The sequence below is a fragment of the Methylomonas sp. LL1 genome (genome assembly GCF_015711015.1).
In the GTDB taxonomy this organism is placed as follows: domain Bacteria; phylum Pseudomonadota; class Gammaproteobacteria; order Methylococcales; family Methylomonadaceae; genus Methylomonas.
In genome coordinates, this window is record NZ_CP064653.1 from 523,263 (window position 1) to 539,680 (window position 16,418).

The 16,418-nt window shown below is 54.0% G+C and carries 16 protein-coding genes; 9 read left to right on the plus strand and 7 right to left on the minus strand.

Features of this window, described 5'->3' with window-relative positions; translation table 11 throughout:
- Positions 1-284 precede the first annotated feature (284 nt).
- Positions 285-863 carry a beta-class carbonic anhydrase gene (locus tag IVG45_RS02940; RefSeq protein ID WP_196436406.1) on the minus strand — a complete coding sequence of 193 codons (579 nt, stop codon included), beginning with the start codon at positions 861-863 and terminating at the stop codon, positions 285-287.
- Positions 864-1,017: 154 nt separating this feature from the next.
- Here IVG45_RS02940 and IVG45_RS02945 point away from each other — a divergent pair, with 154 nt between their 5' ends.
- Positions 1,018-1,902 (plus strand): LysR family transcriptional regulator, encoded by an 885-nt coding sequence (locus tag IVG45_RS02945; RefSeq protein ID WP_196436407.1) that lies wholly within the window; start codon positions 1,018-1,020, stop codon positions 1,900-1,902.
- Positions 1,903-2,056: 154 nt separating this feature from the next.
- Here the strand turns inward: IVG45_RS02945 and IVG45_RS02950 are convergent, their stop codons facing one another.
- Positions 2,057-2,959, minus strand: a complete 903-nt coding sequence (locus IVG45_RS02950; protein WP_196436408.1) for a carbohydrate kinase family protein — start codon at positions 2,957-2,959, stop codon at positions 2,057-2,059.
- Between the two features lie 202 nt (positions 2,960-3,161).
- On the opposite strand from IVG45_RS02950, the gene IVG45_RS02955 reads away from it, so the two are divergent.
- The 5 genes from IVG45_RS02955 to IVG45_RS02975 all read left to right on the plus strand — a co-directional run bounded on the left by IVG45_RS02955 (position 3,162) and on the right by IVG45_RS02975 (position 8,420).
- Positions 3,162-3,401, plus strand: a complete 240-nt coding sequence (locus IVG45_RS02955) for an OadG family protein (protein ID WP_196436409.1) — start codon at positions 3,162-3,164, stop codon at positions 3,399-3,401.
- A gap of 93 nt (positions 3,402-3,494) precedes the next feature.
- A complete protein-coding gene (oadA, locus tag IVG45_RS02960) occupies positions 3,495-5,300 on the plus strand; it encodes a sodium-extruding oxaloacetate decarboxylase subunit alpha (protein ID WP_196436410.1) in 1,806 nt (601 codons plus the stop codon).
- 56 nt (positions 5,301-5,356) lie between these two features.
- A complete protein-coding gene (locus IVG45_RS02965) occupies positions 5,357-6,484 on the plus strand; it encodes a sodium ion-translocating decarboxylase subunit beta (RefSeq protein ID WP_196436411.1) in 1,128 nt (375 codons plus the stop codon).
- Between the two features lie 322 nt (positions 6,485-6,806).
- On the plus strand, positions 6,807-7,178 hold the full coding sequence (locus IVG45_RS02970; RefSeq protein WP_196436412.1) for a DUF2784 domain-containing protein: 372 nt from the start codon (positions 6,807-6,809) through the stop codon (positions 7,176-7,178).
- Positions 7,179-7,298: 120 nt separating this feature from the next.
- Entirely contained in the window at positions 7,299-8,420 is a 1,122-nt protein-coding gene (locus IVG45_RS02975; protein ID WP_196436413.1) for an aminotransferase class V-fold PLP-dependent enzyme, read from the plus strand.
- A 121-nt stretch (positions 8,421-8,541) separates the two neighbouring features.
- Here the strand turns inward: IVG45_RS02975 and IVG45_RS02980 are convergent, their stop codons facing one another.
- The 5 genes from IVG45_RS02980 to IVG45_RS03000 form a co-directional block, all read right to left on the minus strand.
- Positions 8,542-8,958, minus strand: a complete 417-nt coding sequence (locus IVG45_RS02980; RefSeq protein WP_196436414.1) for a hypothetical protein — start codon at positions 8,956-8,958, stop codon at positions 8,542-8,544.
- A 286-nt stretch (positions 8,959-9,244) separates the two neighbouring features.
- Complete coding sequence (locus tag IVG45_RS02985) at positions 9,245-10,918, minus strand: formate--tetrahydrofolate ligase (RefSeq protein ID WP_196436415.1); 1,674 nt, start codon at positions 10,916-10,918, stop codon at positions 9,245-9,247.
- A gap of 56 nt (positions 10,919-10,974) precedes the next feature.
- Complete coding sequence (gene glyA, locus IVG45_RS02990) at positions 10,975-12,231, minus strand: serine hydroxymethyltransferase (RefSeq protein WP_196436416.1); 1,257 nt, start codon at positions 12,229-12,231, stop codon at positions 10,975-10,977.
- Between the two features lie 20 nt (positions 12,232-12,251).
- Positions 12,252-13,619: a glycerate kinase type-2 family protein gene (locus IVG45_RS02995; protein ID WP_196436417.1), complete on the minus strand. Its 1,368-nt coding sequence runs from the start codon at positions 13,617-13,619 to the stop codon at positions 12,252-12,254.
- 16 nt (positions 13,620-13,635) lie between these two features.
- The gene (locus IVG45_RS03000) at positions 13,636-14,493 is read right to left on the minus strand and encodes an NADP-dependent methylenetetrahydromethanopterin/methylenetetrahydrofolate dehydrogenase (RefSeq protein ID WP_196436418.1); all 858 of its coding nucleotides are present in this window, start codon (positions 14,491-14,493) and stop codon (positions 13,636-13,638) included.
- 201 nt (positions 14,494-14,694) lie between these two features.
- On the opposite strand from IVG45_RS03000, the gene IVG45_RS03005 reads away from it, so the two are divergent.
- The 3 genes from IVG45_RS03005 to IVG45_RS03015 all read left to right on the plus strand — a co-directional run bounded on the left by IVG45_RS03005 (position 14,695) and on the right by IVG45_RS03015 (position 16,378).
- Positions 14,695-15,672: a malate dehydrogenase gene (locus tag IVG45_RS03005; protein WP_196436419.1), complete on the plus strand. Its 978-nt coding sequence runs from the start codon at positions 14,695-14,697 to the stop codon at positions 15,670-15,672.
- Between the two features lie 128 nt (positions 15,673-15,800).
- Positions 15,801-16,022, plus strand: coding sequence for a ribbon-helix-helix protein, CopG family (locus IVG45_RS03010; protein ID WP_196436420.1), 222 nt, complete (start codon positions 15,801-15,803; stop codon positions 16,020-16,022).
- Positions 16,023-16,033: 11 nt separating this feature from the next.
- The gene (locus tag IVG45_RS03015) at positions 16,034-16,378 is read left to right on the plus strand and encodes a hypothetical protein (protein ID WP_196436421.1); all 345 of its coding nucleotides are present in this window, start codon (positions 16,034-16,036) and stop codon (positions 16,376-16,378) included.
- Positions 16,379-16,418: the final 40 nt, after the last annotated feature.

Genomic DNA, 16,418 nt, shown 5'->3' on the forward strand with positions numbered 1-16,418 from the left:
TCCTTGAAAATCCGTCGCTTGTCTTGCAATTAGTTGTGTGATGGGCAAGAGGCGCTAGTGGCGGTCAAACAGGACTGATGTGCGGGGTTGCCGATGCGCGGGAAAGGGTAGGGTGTAAAAACAACTGCCCCAATGAGATTTCGGTATCGATCTGCTTAAAGCCAGGGACGTTACTTTGTCGAAATCGTAAGGGCTTGCCAAGGTTATCCTTGGGCATAATCGGCATTGATATTGGTTTTGATAGGTTCAGGCCGGGGAATAAACCCCGGCCCGCGTTTCTTAAGTTAGCTGGCGCGGCCGGCGGCAGTCGCTTCCGGAACTTCGATCAAGCTGCCGGATTTTACGTCGTAAATGTAACCGTAAACGGGGATGTTAGCGGGCACCAATGGATGGGCCTTGATCCGATTGACATCTTCCAGCACGCTTTCGGCCTGATTTTTAATGGTCAGCCAGTTAATGTATTTACCTTCGGTACAGCCTGGGCCTTCGCAGCAGTCATGCCAACCGGAGGCATCGACGCTGGCGGTTTTCAGGCTGCTGGCCAGCAGGTCGCTCATGATTTCGTTATTGAAGGTTTCCATGCCGCAATCGGTATGATGGATCACAAACCATTCCTTGGTGCCGAGTAATTTATAGGAAATCACCAGCGAGCGGATGGCGTCGTCGCTGGCGCGGCCGCCGGCGTTACGAATGACATGGGCATCACCTTCGGACAGACCCGCGTATTTAGCCGGATCCAGGCGGGCGTCCATGCAGGTGAGAATGGCAAACTGGCGGGCGGGTGGCATGGCCAGATCGCCTTTAGTGAAATCGGCAACGTATTCGCGGTTAGCCAGGAGTACTTCGTTTAGTATTTTGCTCATAAGAACCTCGGTGGGTGAAAAAACGTCTGGTTAAGACGGCAGAACCAGACGATGTAACGACTATCTCCACCGCCAATTGTATACAGTCGCTATGCTGGTTTAAAGACTCCATTTGGTTTATAAAATATAAACTTTAAGTTTATATTGGGTCGAGATGGATAAGTTTAACAACATGCATGTCTTTTGCCGGATTGTCGAGCTGGGTACTTTTTCGGCGGTTGCCAAGGAATTAAAGCTGTCGACGATGATGATCAGTAAATACATGGCGCAATTAGAAGCATCGCTGGGGGTGGTTTTGTTGAATCGCACCACCCGCAGCCTCAATCTGACCAGCGCCGGCGAGGCCTATTACAACCGTAGCAAACAATTACTCGAGGATCTGGCGGAGTTGGAGGCTTCGACCGCGCAACTGGGCGAGCGAGTCAAGGGCCAGATCAAAATCAGCGCACCGATCGATTTCGGCGGAATCTATATGGTGCCGGCGATAGAGCAGTATTTGCGCCGCTATCCCGAAGTCAAGGTGTTGATGTCGCTGGATAATAAGCCGCCTAATCTTCGCGACGGCAGTTTTGATGTGTCGTTGCTGGTCACCGATAAGCTCGATCCCGGCGTGGTGGCGCGCAAGATTGCCGAAACCGAACTTTGCACCTACGCCGCGCCGTCCTATCTGGCTGAAAAGGGTTGTCCTCAAACGATAGACGATCTCACCCGGCATCAATGTTTGCATTACGTCGACACGCCGCATGGCGATTATTGGATTTTCAACGTCGATGGCGAGCCGAAAAGAATCAAGTCAGATTGGGTATTGGCTTCCAATAACGGCAGGGCCTTGTGCCAGGCGGCGGCTTTAGGCATGGGAATCGTACAGGCTCCGCGATTATCGGTGATTGCCTATTTGCAACGGGGCGAGTTGGTGGAAATTTTGCGCGATTACCGCCGGCCGGCCGTGGCAATTTATGCGACTTATTTGCAGCGGCGTTTTTATCCGGCCAAGTTGACCAGCTTGATAGATTTTTTATTGGAGTATTTCGAGCGTTGATTCTTGCCGCTGCGGGATCGGGTGATTAGGGCTTCGGCTCCGCTCAGTCAACGACACCCATCAGCCAACGACACCCAGCGGCCGCCAACAACGGAATGACAATTCGTATCGGGCGTATTATTTCGGAAACGCTCGGCAACTGCGGCATCCGGAATTAAACCGGCCAGTTTGCCAATAGCCGGCTATGTTGCTGTTTATCCGGCAAGCCGGGACGTGCGCCCAGTTGTGTGCAACAAAACGCGCCGGCGACACTGGCATAACGCAACAGATCCGGCCATGACATGCCGGTCGCCAGCGCGGCGGCAAAGGCGCCATGAAATGCATCGCCGGCGCCGGTGGTATCGATCGCAACGACGGTCGGTGCCGCCAACTTGCCGGTTTCCAGGCCGCGCCGCCAGATCAAGCCGTGTTCGCCCAGTGTGATGACGACGGCTGGCGACAAAGTAGCCAGAGCGGCGAGGGCGGTTTGTACGTCGCCGGCATATTGCAGTGCGAATTTTTCCGAGCAGACCAGATAATTGACCTTATCCATTAAGGCGCGCGTACCGTCATGCAGGGAACCCGCATCGAGCACCGTCGGCAGCTTGGAGTCGTTGATTTTATTTAATAATGCCAACGAAATATGCGGTTCGTGGCCGTCAAATAGGAGGACTTTGCTGGTGATGCCGGTAAAATCCAGGCTGTCGGCCGCCAAGGCTTGGGTATCGCCCTTGTAATTCAGCAGCGCGCGCTTGCCGTCGGGTTTAACCAAAATAGCCGACAGCGGAGTCGGCGAATTGCCGCGGACAAGCAAGCGGGTATCGACTCCGGACGCGGTCAGTTCGCGCAGGTGGCTGTCGCCATAAACATCCCGACCCAGATATCCGGCAAATCCAGTCTTGAATCCCAGTTTGGCCGCCGTTGCCGCCGCATTGGCGGCCGGTCCGCCGCCGCAGCCCAACAGGTTGTCGGCAAACAGTTTTTCATCCGGTGCAGGGTGATGCGGTACCGAGAAAACCAGATCGTAACTGGCATGGCCGAGGCAAAGCACGTCAAAGCTTGCGTGGTTGGAGGTCATGAATTCCCATCTCGAATTAAAAACGATGCTACCGAAAAGCGGCCAATTCAGGCAGCGGGTATTATGTCTATTTTAGCCGCGATCAGGTCGGTTGCGGCAAATCCTTGGCTCTTCTAGCGAGTTGGGCTGGGGTTGCAAGATTGTTTAATCGGGAGCTTTTGGCGATAATGCGGTTTAACTTGAAATTTTACGGTTGATTACCATGAATGAACTGATGTCGTCCGGAATAGAGCTGATGCTGATCGGCATGGGCATGGTCTTTAGTTTTCTGGCGATGTTGGTGGTCGCAATCAAGACCATGTCGTCGCTGGTTCTGCGGTTTTTCCCGGAGCTACCGAACGGACAGCATCCAGGTACTCACCACGGTGACGATCTCGGCACCATTGCCGCCATCAGCGCGGCGGTGCATCAATATCGGATCAAACATCGAAACAACGATTAAGCAAGTGTCGTGATCGATTATTAGGCATACTGGCAACACTACCCACAAGGTAAGCGTAAACCGACCCAAAAGGCATCATTAGGAGAATTAAGAGTGGCAAAGGTAAACAAACCTTTAGGAATAACGGAAGTCGTGTTACGCGACGCGCATCAATCGATTCTGGCAACCCGCTTGCGTATCGAAGACATGCTGCCGATTTGCGAGCAGCTGGACCAAATTGGCTATTGGTCCATCGAATCCTGGGGCGGTGCCACCTTTGATGCTTGCATCCGTTATCTGGGCGAGGATCCATGGGAGCGTTTGCGTCTGCTGAAAAAAGCCATGCCCAATACCCGCCAGCAAATGCTGTTCCGTGGTCAAAACATATTGGGTTATCGCCACTATGCCGACGATGTGGTGGACAAGTTTGTCGAGCGTTGCGTAATCAACGGTATCGATGTCTTTCGTATCTTCGATGCAATGAACGACATGCGCAATATCGAGCGCGCGGTCAAGGCCGTATTGAACACCGATGCCCACGCCCAGGGTACTATTTCCTACACCACCAGTCCGGTGCATACCATCGCCAAATGGGTCGAGCAGGGCCGCATCATCGAAGACATGGGCGCGCACTCGATCTGCATCAAGGACATGGCGGGACTATTGACGCCCTACCATGCATACGAACTGATCAGCAAACTGAAAAAAGCCGTTTCGATTCCGATTCATATGCAATGCCACGCCACAACCGGTTTGAGCGTCGGTACTTACATCAAGGCCGTGGAAGCCGGGCTGGATAACGCCGATACCGCGATTTCATCCCTGAGCATGACTTACGGACACAATCCGACCGAAACCATAGTCGCCAGTTTACAGGGTCAGCCTAGGGACACCGGTCTGGATTTGGTCAAGCTGGAAAAAATCGCGGCTTATTTCCGGGAAGTCCGCAAAAAATACGCTCAGTTCGAAGGTAGCCTGAAAGGCGTCGACGGACGGATTCTGGTTTCGCAAGTGCCCGGCGGTATGCTGACCAATATGGAAAGCCAGCTGAAAGAGCAGGGCGCCGCCGACAAATTCGACGAAGTATTGTCGGAAATTCCTCGCGTTCGCGAAGACCTGGGCTTCATCCCGCTGGTAACGCCTACCTCGCAAATCGTCGGTACCCAGGCGGTTTTAAATGTATTGGCCGGTGAACGCTATAAAACCATCAGCAAGGAAACCGCCGGTATTTTGAAAGGCGAATACGGCGCGGCGCCGGCTCCGGTTAACAAGGAATTGCAGGCGCGGGTACTCGATGGCGCGCAACCGATTACCTGCCGTCCGGCCGATTTATTACAACCGGAAATGGATAAGCTGATCGCCGAGGTCAAACGCAAAGCCGCCGCCGATGGGGTGAAATTGTCGGAGTTTGTCGAAGAAGATGCTTTGATTGACGGCATGTTTGCTCAAGTGGGTTGGAAGTTTCTGCAAAATCGCGGCAATCCGGCCGCGTTCGAACCGGCACCGAATCCGGAAGCCGCCAGTGCGGTGGCCGCCGCGGCAAGCCAGGCTCAAGCCGCGAAAGGTCCGGTGGAGATGTATTCCGTCAATGTCGACGGCCATACCTATAACGTCGCGGTTGGCCCGTCCGGCTCCAATCTGACGATCCAAGCCGCCCCCACTACTCAGGTAGGTCCGGATCTGGTGGTAACACCGCCCATCGTCAGCGGCCATGGCGTTGTCGTTTCGCCCTTGGCCGGCGTGGTGCTGAAAGTCAAGGTCAATATCGGCGCGCACATAGCCGAAGGTGATGTGGTGATGGTGATGGAAGCGATGAAAATGGAAACCGAAATCCGTTCCAAAGTGGCCGGTATCGTCAGCGCGGTCAACGTCAAGCAGGGTGATAGTGTGTCGGTTGGCGATGTGCTGGTCATTCTGTAATTTTGCCCGCGCGAGCTTAATTCCCCCTTTAAGTTTGAAATAACCAAAGATAATTCATGGAAAATCTAATACTGTTGTGGGAAAGCACCGGTCTTTACAACATCAGCGGGCAGCAAGTCATTATGATGGCGGTGGGGTTTTTACTGCTGTTTCTGGCGATTAAAAAAGGCTTCGAACCGTTGCTGTTGTTGCCGATCGGTTTCGGCGCCATTCTCAGCAACATCCCGGTCGCGGGCATGACGGAAGAGGGCGGCATTCTGTATTACCTGTATGGCGGGATCAAGTCCGGTATGTTTCCGCTGTTGATTTTCATGGGGGTTGGGGCGATGACTGACTTTGGTCCCATGCTGGCCAATCCCAAAACTTTGTTCTTAGGAGCGGCCGCGCAGTTCGGGATTTTTGCAACCTTGTTCGGCGCCCTGGCGCTGAATCTGGTGCCGGGCATGGAATTCAGCTTGAAACAAGCGGCGGCGATTGCGATTATCGGCGGCGCCGACGGCCCTACCGCAATTTACGTCGCTTCCAAGCTGGCGCCGGAATTACTGGGGGCCATCGCGGTAGCCGCGTATTCGTACATGGCTTTGGTGCCCTTGATTCAGCCGCCCATCATGCGGGCCTTGACCACCGAAGACGAGCGCAAAATCGAAATGCAGCAACTTCGCAATGTCAGCAAGACCGAAAAAATCGTGTTCCCATTGATGTTGGTGGTATTAACGGCACTTCTGCTGCCATCCGCCGCGCCATTGGTGGGTATGTTTTGTCTGGGGAATTTAATGAATGCCTCGGGCGTGGTCGACCGCCTCAGTAAAACCGCTCAAAACGAATTGATCAACATCGTCACCATATTTTTGGGCTTATCGGTGGGTTCTAAATTGAGTGCCGAAGCCTTTCTGAAAATCGAAACCCTGGGTATTTTGGGCCTGGGCGCCATTGCATTTGCGATTGGTACCGCCAGCGGCGTGGTGATGGCGAAGATCATGAACCGTTTCAGTAGCACCCCGATCAATCCGCTGATCGGCGCGGCCGGCGTTTCCGCCGTGCCGATGGCGGCGCGGGTAGCCAATAAAGTCGGCCAGGAAAGCAACCCCTATAATTTTTTATTGATGCACGCGATGGGACCCAACGTGGCCGGCGTGATAGGGTCGGCCGTGGCGGCCGGGGTGCTGTTGAGTTTGATTCATTAGACAGTCTGTCTTTTTAGTAGGGCAGATTTGTGAAGATTTTGTAGGGCATACCCGCGGGTAAACAAACCTGCTTGGGTGATTTATGGCAATCAATTGACCCAATCCAAACACTGTCGTTGACTGAGCGCCAAATAAATATGTCGCTGACTGAGCGGAGTCGAAATCAAATAATCGCTTCAACTACTTCGGCTTCGCTCAACCAACGACCCCGCTCGGTGAACGATATAGTTGGCATCGGCGATGGCTACAAGCTTCAAAAATAGCCTTAACACCGGAAAATTAACCGTGGCGGGTTTTTAAACCGATTGCCGAGCATTCCATCATGTGGTTCCGTCTGGCGGCCGATGCCGTTCTCATTGCGCATTTGGCATTCATACTGTTTGTGGTTGTGGGTGCGATACTAACGGTCCGCTGGCATTGGCTGCCTGTTCTTCATTTGCCGGCCGCAGCCTGGGGCTTCTTGGTTGAAATAACCGGCCGGATATGTCCCCTGACTTACCTTGAAAACCATCTTCGGCGGATGGCGGGGCAGGCCGGGTATCACGACAGCTTCATCGAACATTACCTGCTGAACATCATTTATCCCGCCGGTCTCACGCCACAGATGCAATACATTCTTGCCGGCCTGGTTCTGCTGGTCAATATGGGCATTTATGGTTGGCTGATTCGCCGCCGCTCTAATCGGTTGTCCTGAAACCTGATTAGTCGGGCGATGATTTTAGCGAGTTAACCCAGGTGAATGGTGCCGGAAAATCCATGTTGAGCTCGATCTATATTTAATCTGTCCGTTTATCCCCTATATCAGGTCAATGCCATGAAGCACCCGGAATTTGCGCTTACCGACGACTTAATTTATCTCAACCACGCCGCCGTCGCGCCTTGGCCCAAACGAACCCGTGACGCGGTCGTCCGGTTTGCCGAACAAAATACTGTTTACGGCTCTCACTATTACCTGGATTGGTTGAAGCAGGAAGCCGATATTCGGCGCCAATTACAAGCCTTGATCAACGCGCCCTCGGCCGATGACATTGCGTTGGTGAAAAACACCTCGGAAGCCCTATCCTTCGTAGCCTACGGATTGCCGTGGCAAACCGGCGACAACATCGTTTCGAGTAATGAGGAATTTCCGTCCAACCGCTTGCCCTGGCAATCATTGGCCGATCAAGGCGTGGAGTTCCGTCAGGCCGATCTGGCCAGTGCCGAGTCGCCCGAGGACGCGCTATTTGCGCTGGTGGACGGCAATACCCGTTTACTGACGATCAGTTCGATCCAGTTTACTTCCGGCTTGCGGATGGACTTGCAACGCATAGGTCATTTTTGCAAGCAGCGCGACATCCTGTTTTGTATCGATGCAATTCAGAGTTTGGGCGCGGTGCAATTTGATGTGCAAGCCTACAAGGCCGATTTTGTGATGGCCGACGGGCATAAATGGATGTTTGGCCCGGAAGGTCTGGGCGTTTTTTACACCTCGGCCGAGGCTAGGAACAAGCTCAAACTGACCCAGTTCGGCTGGCACATGATGAAAGATACGCATAATTACGAAAACCTGCCTTGGGAGATACATCCGACAGCCCGCCGTTTTGAATGCGGTAGTCCGAATATGCTCGGCATCCATGCGTTTTCCGCCAGTTTGTCTTTGCTATTGGAAACCGGCATGGAGGCAGTCGAATCGCGGGTGATCGAAAGAACAGATTATTTGAAACACGCCATCGCCGCAAACGATCAATTGGTTTTGCTTTCCCGGTGGGACAGTCCGCTGAAATCCGGCATCGTCACCTTCAAACACAACATGCTTGCAAACGAAGCGCTGTATCAACATTTACAGCAAAATGGCGTTGTTTGCGCCATGCGCGGCGGCGGCATTCGATTTTCACCGCATTTTTATAATACGTTTGAAGAAATGGATAGAGCCTTGGAATTGGCTGCCGGGTTATGATGTAGGTGCGATTAGCGTAGCATAATCGCACGAATGCGACGGCCTTACATTCTTCTGATTAAATCGGAGGCAAGAAGGTTGGTTTGCCGTTTCCCGGCGTTCCGGCGAACGAAATGGTGGTTTAGTTCAGCGCGCGTTGTTCCACGGTGTTGATTGAGTCGACCAAAGCCAAATGTCCCGCCGTGTCAAACAGTATGCGTTGTTCGTTAAAGAATTCGCCGGCCGCATCAATCGCATCCTGCATGATGGCGATGACGAAGCGTTCGGCATGAATCGATGTCACCATTTTTTCCGGTACCGCGGACTCGATCCTGAGAATCTGTCCGGCAGAGTCGAATGAGTGCAAGCGTAATCCGGTAAAGTCTGCTTGTTCTTGCCGGCTTGGTAATAAAAACACGATGTCCAGCAGCGGCGTTTTCTTCTGGATGACTTGATTGCGTAATCCCGCTAAATCCATGGCGATTTTTGTAATGGCTTTGATTAGCGCGCTCTCATCGAGTGAGCGATCCGGCATCATTGATCCAATGTGTAATGTCATATTAACCTCTCTTTATAATAGGTTTAAGCAAAACACTTGCCAATTAAATGTTTCAGATCGGCGGAAGACAAACCGGTGGTTAACAATAAAGGCCGCTTAGCTTAGCGCATGAATTGACGGCCCTTTTTCGATGAAGTGGGTTGCGCTAAGGAGTGAGAGAAGCCGGCTAAAGCATGCTGTAGGGTTGTCAAGCTTGCAACATATTGAAACCCAGCCGTGGCACAAGCAACAAAAAGCCGGAGTCTTTACTTCGGCTTTTTGTTGGGCGATGACTTGGTCGTAAGGCTTAGAACAAACCGCTGATGACGCCGTCGTCGCTGATGTCGATGCGCTCGGCGGCCGGTACTTTCGGCAGACCGGGCATGGTCATCATGTCGCCGGCGATGGCGACGATGAAGCCCGCACCGTTGGCCAAGCGTAATTCACTGATTTCCACGTTATGCCCGCTCGGCGCGCCCTTGCTGTTGGGATTGGTCGAGAACGACATCTGGGTCTTGGCCATGCAGATCGGAAAGTGGCCGTAGTTAGCTTGCAAGGCCTTGATCTCGCTCACTACCTTCGGGCTGGCGCTGACGCTGCCGGCTCCGTAAAGTTTGGTGGCGATGGCTTCGATCTTGCTCCACAGCGGCAGGTCGCTGTCGTAGACATAGCTGAAGCCGGGTTCGCGCTGATCGACGATGTTCAACACCTCGCGGGCCAGATTTTCCGCGCCGGCGCCGCCTTGAGCCCAATGCTTGGCGATCACGCATTTCGCGCCCAGGGCTTCGCACTTGCTTTTCAACAAGTCGATTTCGGCATCGGTATCGAAAGTGAAGTGGTTGATACTAACCACGCAAGGCAGGCCGTAATGGTTGGTGATGTTGCTGAAGTGTCGCTCCAGATTGGCGAAACCTTTTTCCAATGCTTCCAGGTTTTCCTTATTTAAATCGTCCTTGGCGACGCCGCCGTGGAATTTCAGCGCCCGCACCGTCGCCACCAATACCACCGCCGACGGTTTCAGTCCGGCCATCCGGCATTTGATGTCGATGAACTTTTCCGCGCCCAGATCGGCGCCGAAACCGGCTTCGGTGACCGCGTAGTCTGCCAGTTTCAGCGCGGTCTTGGTGGCGGTGACGGTGTTACAGCCATGGGCGATATTGGCGAACGGGCCGCCGTGGATGATGGCCAGATTGTTTTCCAGGGTTTGCACCAGATTGGGTTTGATGGCGTCTTTCAACACCGCCGCCATCGCGCCGTGGGCGTTCAAGTCACGCGCATAGACCGGCGTGACCTTGTCGGATTTGTAGCCGATGACGATGCGGCCCAGGCGTTCCTTCAAGTCAGCGCGGCTGGTCGCCAGACAAAGGATGGCCATCACTTCCGAAGCGACGACGATGTCGAAACCGTCTTCGCGCAGGTAGCCGTTGGCCGCGCCGCCCATGCCGACCACGATCTTGCGCAGCGCGCGGTCGTTCATGTCGACGACGCGTTTCCACTGGATGCGGCGTGGGTCGATGTCGAGCGCGTTGCCGTGGTTGATGTGGTTGTCGATCAAGGCCGACAGCAAGTTATGGGCGACGCCGATGGCGTGGAAATCGCCGGTGAAATGCAGGTTGATGTCTTCCATCGGCACCACCTGCGCATAACCGCCGCCGGCAGCGCCGCCCTTGACGCCGAAGCAAGGACCCAACGAAGGCTCGCGTAGGCAGATGATGGTTTTTTTGCCGATTCGATTCAGCGCATCGCCCAAGCCGACCGTGGTGGTGGTCTTACCTTCGCCGGCCGGGGTGGGGCTGATGGCGGTGACCAGAATCAGCTTGCCGTCGGCCTTGTCTTTCAGGCTGTTGACGTATTCCAGCGAAATTTTGGCTTTGTAATGACCGTAAGGGTCCAGATGCTCGGCGGGGATGCCGAATTTTTCACCGGCCAGGCCTATGATGGGTTGCATTTTAGCCTGTTGGGCGATTTCGATGTCTGACATGGTGGTTTTCGTATAGATTGAATTGGGTTGGATCGTGTTCCGCCGTTGGCTCGCGCTTAAGTCCGGTAAACCGGGAAGCGTGCGCACAGTATGCTGACCGACTCTTTAACCGAATCAATCACGCTTTCGTCTTCGATGTTATCCATCACATCGCACATCAGATTGGCGACTTCGCGTACTTCCGCTTCCTTGAAACCACGAGTGGTGGGCGCCGGGGTGCCGACACGGATGCCGCTGGTGACGAAAGGTGATTGCGGGTCGTTGGGTACGGCGTTTTTGTTGACGGTGATGTGGGCGCGGCCCAAGGCGGCATCGGCGGCCTTGCCGGTAATGCCCTTGGCGATCAGCGAAACCAGCATCAAATGGTTGTCGGTGCCGCCGGAAACGACGTCATAGCCGCGTTCGATGAAGACTTCGGCCATGGCCCTGGCGTTGTTGATCACTTGTTGTTGATAGGCTTTGAATTCGGGTTCCAAGGCTTCCTTGAAGGCCACGGCCTTGGCGGCGATCACGTGCATCAGCGGTCCGCCCTGGATGCCGGGGAAAATATTGGAATTGATTTTTTTCTCCAGCTCCGGATTGCTCTTGCACAGAATCAGGCCGCCGCGCGGGCCGCGCAAGGATTTGTGGGTGGTGCTGGTGACCACGTCGGCGATAGGCACCGGATTCGGATACAGGCCTGCGGCGACCAGGCCGGCGACATGGGCCATGTCGACTACCAGATAAGCGCCAACCTTGTCGGCGATGTCGCGGAAGCGCTGCCAGTCCCAGATTCGGGAATAGGCCGAGAAGCCGGCGATGATCATTTTCGGCTTGTGTTCCAGCGCCAGGGCTTCGACTTGTTCGTAGTCGATTTCGCCTGTGTCTGGTTTCAGGCCGTACTGGACGGCGTTGTAGATTTTGCCGGAAAAATTGGGTTTGGCGCCGTGGGTCAAGTGGCCGCCGTCGGCCAGGCTCAAGCCCAGGATAGTATCGCCGGGTTGCACTAGCGACATGAACACCGCCATATTGGCTTGCGAGCCCGAATGCGGCTGGACGTTGGCGTAATCGGCGCCGAATAAAGCCTTGGCCCGGTCGATGGCCAGTTGTTCGACGATGTCGACATATTCGCAGCCGCCGTAATAGCGTTTGTCCGGATAACCTTCGGCGTATTTGTTGGTCAGCAAGGTGCCTTGGGCCTCCAGCACGCGGGGGCTGGCGTAGTTTTCCGAGGCGATCAGCTCGATATGGTCTTCCTGGCGTTGACGTTCCTGCTCGATGGCTTTAAATAATTCGTTATCAAAGCCTTCGATAGTCATCGATGTTTTAAACATGGGGTTCTCCTGATGGGTTTCTATTCGGTAAGAGGATGCAGTAGTGCTATTTGCAAATCGGCGACATTGGTGCCGGTAGCGCCGGTGATCACCAAGGCATTGGCGGCTTGCAGCGCCGTATAAGAATCGTTGTTAGCCAGCGCCGCTTGCGGGTCGATACCGGCGGCACGGATGGCGGTTAAGGTTTGACTGTCGACCATGCCGCCGGCGGCGTCGGTCGGGCCGTCACGGCCATCGGTGCCGGCGCTTAAAAATGTCCATTGACCGTTGAGTGCCAGTCGTTCGGCACTGAGGGCAAACGCCAGCGCCATTTCCTGATTGCGGCCGCCTTTACCGTTGCCGGTCAGCGTGACGGTGGTTTCGCCGCCGGCAATCAGCGCCGTGACTTGAGTCAGTCCATTATTCATCAGTTGTTTACAATATAGCGCCAATTGTTCCGCCGCCTGCCGTGCTTCGCCACGCAACTGTTTGCTGTAAATATGGGCGCGATAAGCCATCTCTTGCGCGGCAGCGAATGCGGCGTCGACGCTAAGGGCATTGCCGCCGATTAAGGTGTGCGCCGATGAGGCAAGGACAGGGTCGTCCGGTTTTAAGGTTTCCGGTTTTAAACCCTGGGCACCTTGTGCCAGATAGTCTTTTATGCTGGATGGCGTTTGATCCCAAAGCTGTCGGTTTTTAAGCACGGCCATGGCATCGGCAAAAGTGGTCCGATCGGCCACGGTCGGGCCGCTAGCGATAGCGCTAGGGTCGTCGCCGAGCACGTCGGATAAAATCAGTGCGTGCAGATCGGCCGGAGCCGCCAGACGGGCCAGTCCGCCGCCTTTCAGTTTGGATAAATGCTTGCGTACACAGTTGATTTGATTGATGCCGGCGCCGCAGGCCAACAGCAATTCGGTGACGGCGATTTTATCGGCCAAACTGACGCCGTCGACCGGGTAGGGCAGTAATGCCGAACCGCCGCCCGAGACCAAGAGCAAAACCAATTCGGTTGGGCCGGCGCTTTGAATGCGGGCCGCTATTGTTTTGGCGGCTTCCAGGCCGTTGCTATCCGGTAGCGGGTGCCCGGCTCCCATTACCTCGCAGCCGTCAACAGGCGCAAGGTTATCGTAAGTGGTCACGACCAGGCCCGGTTTGGCTAGTTTTTCGGCGGGAATTGCCCGGAGGGCCGCGCTTGCCATGGCACGGGCAGCTTTGCCGAAAGCGATTAAATGTATCTTGGTCCAGTTGCCGAGGCGCACCTGGCTATCGTTTGGGGCGAGCCGAATTCGCAAACGCTGGTCAGCGTACGACAGGCAATGTTCAACCGCGGCTTGCGGATCGGCGGCGGCCAGGCCAGCCTGAAAAATCCCAAGACATTGTTCGCGCAAGAGTGCCTGTTGCTGGGCCATTGATTAGGCTAGCGGATTAAGCCATTTTCTTGGCTAAATTGAAGATAATTTCGGCATCGAGTACCTGTTTATTATCTTCAAACAATTTGGCAATGCAGGCTCGGTGCAGCATCAGTTTCAGCGAGCCAAAGCCGATGGCGCCCCAAATAATCTTAGCGTTACGGAGTTCGCCTTTATCCATTACATCCGTGCCGCCAATGCCGACCGGCGGAGTGGCATTGGCGTCGGCCAATACTTCCAGATTCGGGTTGTTTTGCCAATGTTCCGGCTTAAGCAGTTCGACCCCGGCGGCACCGGTGGCCAAAACGATGTTGGCGTCTTTTATGGCGGCGGCACGAGCATCCAGGTCAGCCGCTTCGATCGGGGTTAAATTGATGTTAAAGCGTTCCTTCATCGCGAAACAGGCTTTTTCGGCATTAAAAATGTGGCGGGAAGTGATGCTGACTTCCGCTCCTTCCAGTGCCATCATTGCCGCCGCGCGTTGACCGACCGGACCGGTGCCGGCCAATACCACGGCTTTTTTGCCGGCCAAGCTGCAACTGCCGGCAATTCTGGCTACCGCGGCGGCGGCCGTGGTATTGCTGCCGTTGCTGTCCAACATCACGGAAACTTGAAAACCCGGGAAGAAATGTTTTTGGATGGCCTCCAGCAGATTCTGGCCGGCTTTCATATTGCTGCCGCCGATGAAAATCGCGGTGTTTTTTTTGTCTTTGGGCGCGCGAGTAAAAATACAGCCGTCGACCAATGCACCGACATTCTCCGGTGTTAATCCGCCATGGCCGATGACATGGTCGGCGCCACCGTCGTAAGCTACAACCGTGTCAAAAACCGAGGGATGAGTGTCGGTGTCGAACTGAAACAGCAGTTTTTTCATTAACTTACCTGATATTTATACTATTTATTTTGAGGCGCGCCATTATACAGGGATATTAAACGGGTCGCTTTATAATCCAATGAAACCCGTCAAACACGGAATGTGGTATTGTTTAGGACAAAAAAGAGTGTGTAACAGTGTCGTACCTTTATTGCGGCGCCGTTCGTAAATCAACACCCAACATTATATATAAAGGAAGTTATGAAAACACCCGTTGACATTGCAGTAACCGGCGCCGCAGGTCAAATCAGTTACTCATTGTTATTTCGCTTGGCGGCCGGTGATTTGCTGGGTCCCGATCAACCGATTGTACTGCGATTGCTGGAAATACCGTCGGCAATGGAGGCGTTGAAAGCGATAGTGATGGAGTTGAACGATTGCGCCTTTCACCTGCTGCACAAAATCATCATCACCGACAATCCGAAAGTGGCGTTCGATAATGTCGATTACGCCTTCCTGGTGGGCGCCAGGCCGCGTACTCACGGCATGCTCAGAAGCGATTTATTGTCGCAAAATGCCGAGATTTTCATCGTGCAAGGCCAGGCCTTGAATGAAGTGGCCAGTCGCGACGTTAAGGTGCTGGTTACCGGCAACCCCGCCAACACTAATGCCTACTTGGCTCTGAACAAGGCGCCGGATTTGGCGCCGGAATGCTTTGCCGCGATGACCATGCTGGATCATACCCGCGCGATCAGTCAGCTGGCCGAAAAATGCGGAGTGCCAAGCAGGGATGTTAAAAATGTCATGGTGTGGGGTAATCACTCCTGCATGCAATATCCCGACTTGCATCATGCCAGGGTTAAGGGTCAAGCCGCCTTGTCATTGGTTGATGATCAGTGGTTTGTTAACGAGTACATACCGACCATTCAGCACCGCGGTACCGAAGTGATCAAGGCGCGCGGCCAATCCAGCGCCGCGTCCGCCGCCAATGCCATCATCAGGCATATGACGACTTGGATACAAGGAACGGAAGAGGGCGATTGGGTCAGCATGGCGGTACCTTCCGACGGCAGCTACGGCATTGAGCCCGGTTTGATCTATTCGTTCCCGGTAACAGTCAGCAACGGCCAATACCACATCGTCAAGGGTCTCGATCTGAATGCGTTTAGCCTGGAAAGGTTAAAACAGAACGAGGTGGAATTAATCGAGGAAAGGCAGGCGGTCAGGCATTTGCTGTAGCCTCTTTTATCGCATGGCCAAATTGAGTTATTTGCTGTGGTAAGAGTGGATCAATCGCTTGCGAATAGGTAAAAGAAGCGTATTATTTATGCGTAAATAATGCTTTTTTAACGCAAAAGGAGAATCGCATGGCAACCGATAAAGAAGTAGTTCGCCTAAGCTTGTCCCTATCCCCCGAGTTAAACGAACGTTTGGAACAACTGGCCGTTTCGGGCCACACTACCAAGACTGAAATCCTGCGCAAGGCCATCGCCTTATACGATGTGGTAGCCGAGGCCAAGACGGAAAAAAAACGGTTGGGTATTCTTGATCAAAACAAGCATTTGCTGACAGAGATCGTCGGTATCTAAGCGTGGGGGAAATGGACACGGGAATCGGTCCGGAAATTAACCTTGGTCAAATCGTCGGCAAGGATCACAAATACGAACTGTCTGTTAGCAACGAAACAGCGGAAGACGCCGCCGCTAGGCGTTCAAAGGAATCAGCGGATGCCGAACTGAAACGGAATATGACATACATGCTTTTTTTCTTCGCCCTCATGATAATCGGCGTGGTGTTTGCCGGATGTGTTTACATCTTCGCTACCGGGGCGGCGGATGACAAAAAATGGGCGGCGGGCATTGTCAGTGCGATTTCATCGGGGGTGGTTGGTTTTCTTGTCGGGCAAGGGATCGGGGAGTCGCTATTTTTGCGAAAGCTTGTTTAGGGGCATCCCAGCCCCAACAAGCGGCAAAAATTACGCGACC

Excerpts from the sequence above, each read along its gene's own strand:
- IVG45_RS02970 (WP_196436412.1), top strand. The coding sequence starts at position 6,807 with ATGTGGTTCCGTCTGGCGGCCGATGCCGTTCTCATTGCGCATTTGGCA.
- IVG45_RS02985 (WP_196436415.1), bottom strand. The coding sequence starts at position 10,918 with ATGTCAGACATCGAAATCGCCCAACAGGCTAAAATGCAACCCATCATA.
- IVG45_RS03005 (WP_196436419.1), top strand. The coding sequence starts at position 14,695 with ATGAAAACACCCGTTGACATTGCAGTAACCGGCGCCGCAGGTCAAATC.
- IVG45_RS02955 (WP_196436409.1), top strand. The coding sequence starts at position 3,162 with ATGAATGAACTGATGTCGTCCGGAATAGAGCTGATGCTGATCGGCATG.
- IVG45_RS02950 (WP_196436408.1), bottom strand. The coding sequence starts at position 2,959 with ATGACCTCCAACCACGCAAGCTTTGACGTGCTTTGCCTCGGCCATGCC.
- IVG45_RS03010 (WP_196436420.1), top strand. The coding sequence starts at position 15,801 with ATGGCAACCGATAAAGAAGTAGTTCGCCTAAGCTTGTCCCTATCCCCC.
- IVG45_RS02995 (WP_196436417.1), bottom strand. The coding sequence starts at position 13,619 with ATGGCCCAGCAACAGGCACTCTTGCGCGAACAATGTCTTGGGATTTTT.
- IVG45_RS02940 (WP_196436406.1), bottom strand. The coding sequence starts at position 863 with ATGAGCAAAATACTAAACGAAGTACTCCTGGCTAACCGCGAATACGTT.
- IVG45_RS03000 (WP_196436418.1), bottom strand. The coding sequence starts at position 14,493 with ATGAAAAAACTGCTGTTTCAGTTCGACACCGACACTCATCCCTCGGTT.
- IVG45_RS02980 (WP_196436414.1), bottom strand. The coding sequence starts at position 8,958 with ATGACATTACACATTGGATCAATGATGCCGGATCGCTCACTCGATGAG.
- IVG45_RS02965 (WP_196436411.1), top strand. The coding sequence starts at position 5,357 with ATGGAAAATCTAATACTGTTGTGGGAAAGCACCGGTCTTTACAACATC.
- IVG45_RS02945 (WP_196436407.1), top strand. The coding sequence starts at position 1,018 with ATGGATAAGTTTAACAACATGCATGTCTTTTGCCGGATTGTCGAGCTG.
- glyA (WP_196436416.1), bottom strand. The coding sequence starts at position 12,231 with ATGTTTAAAACATCGATGACTATCGAAGGCTTTGATAACGAATTATTT.
- IVG45_RS02975 (WP_196436413.1), top strand. The coding sequence starts at position 7,299 with ATGAAGCACCCGGAATTTGCGCTTACCGACGACTTAATTTATCTCAAC.
- IVG45_RS03015 (WP_196436421.1), top strand. The coding sequence starts at position 16,034 with ATGGACACGGGAATCGGTCCGGAAATTAACCTTGGTCAAATCGTCGGC.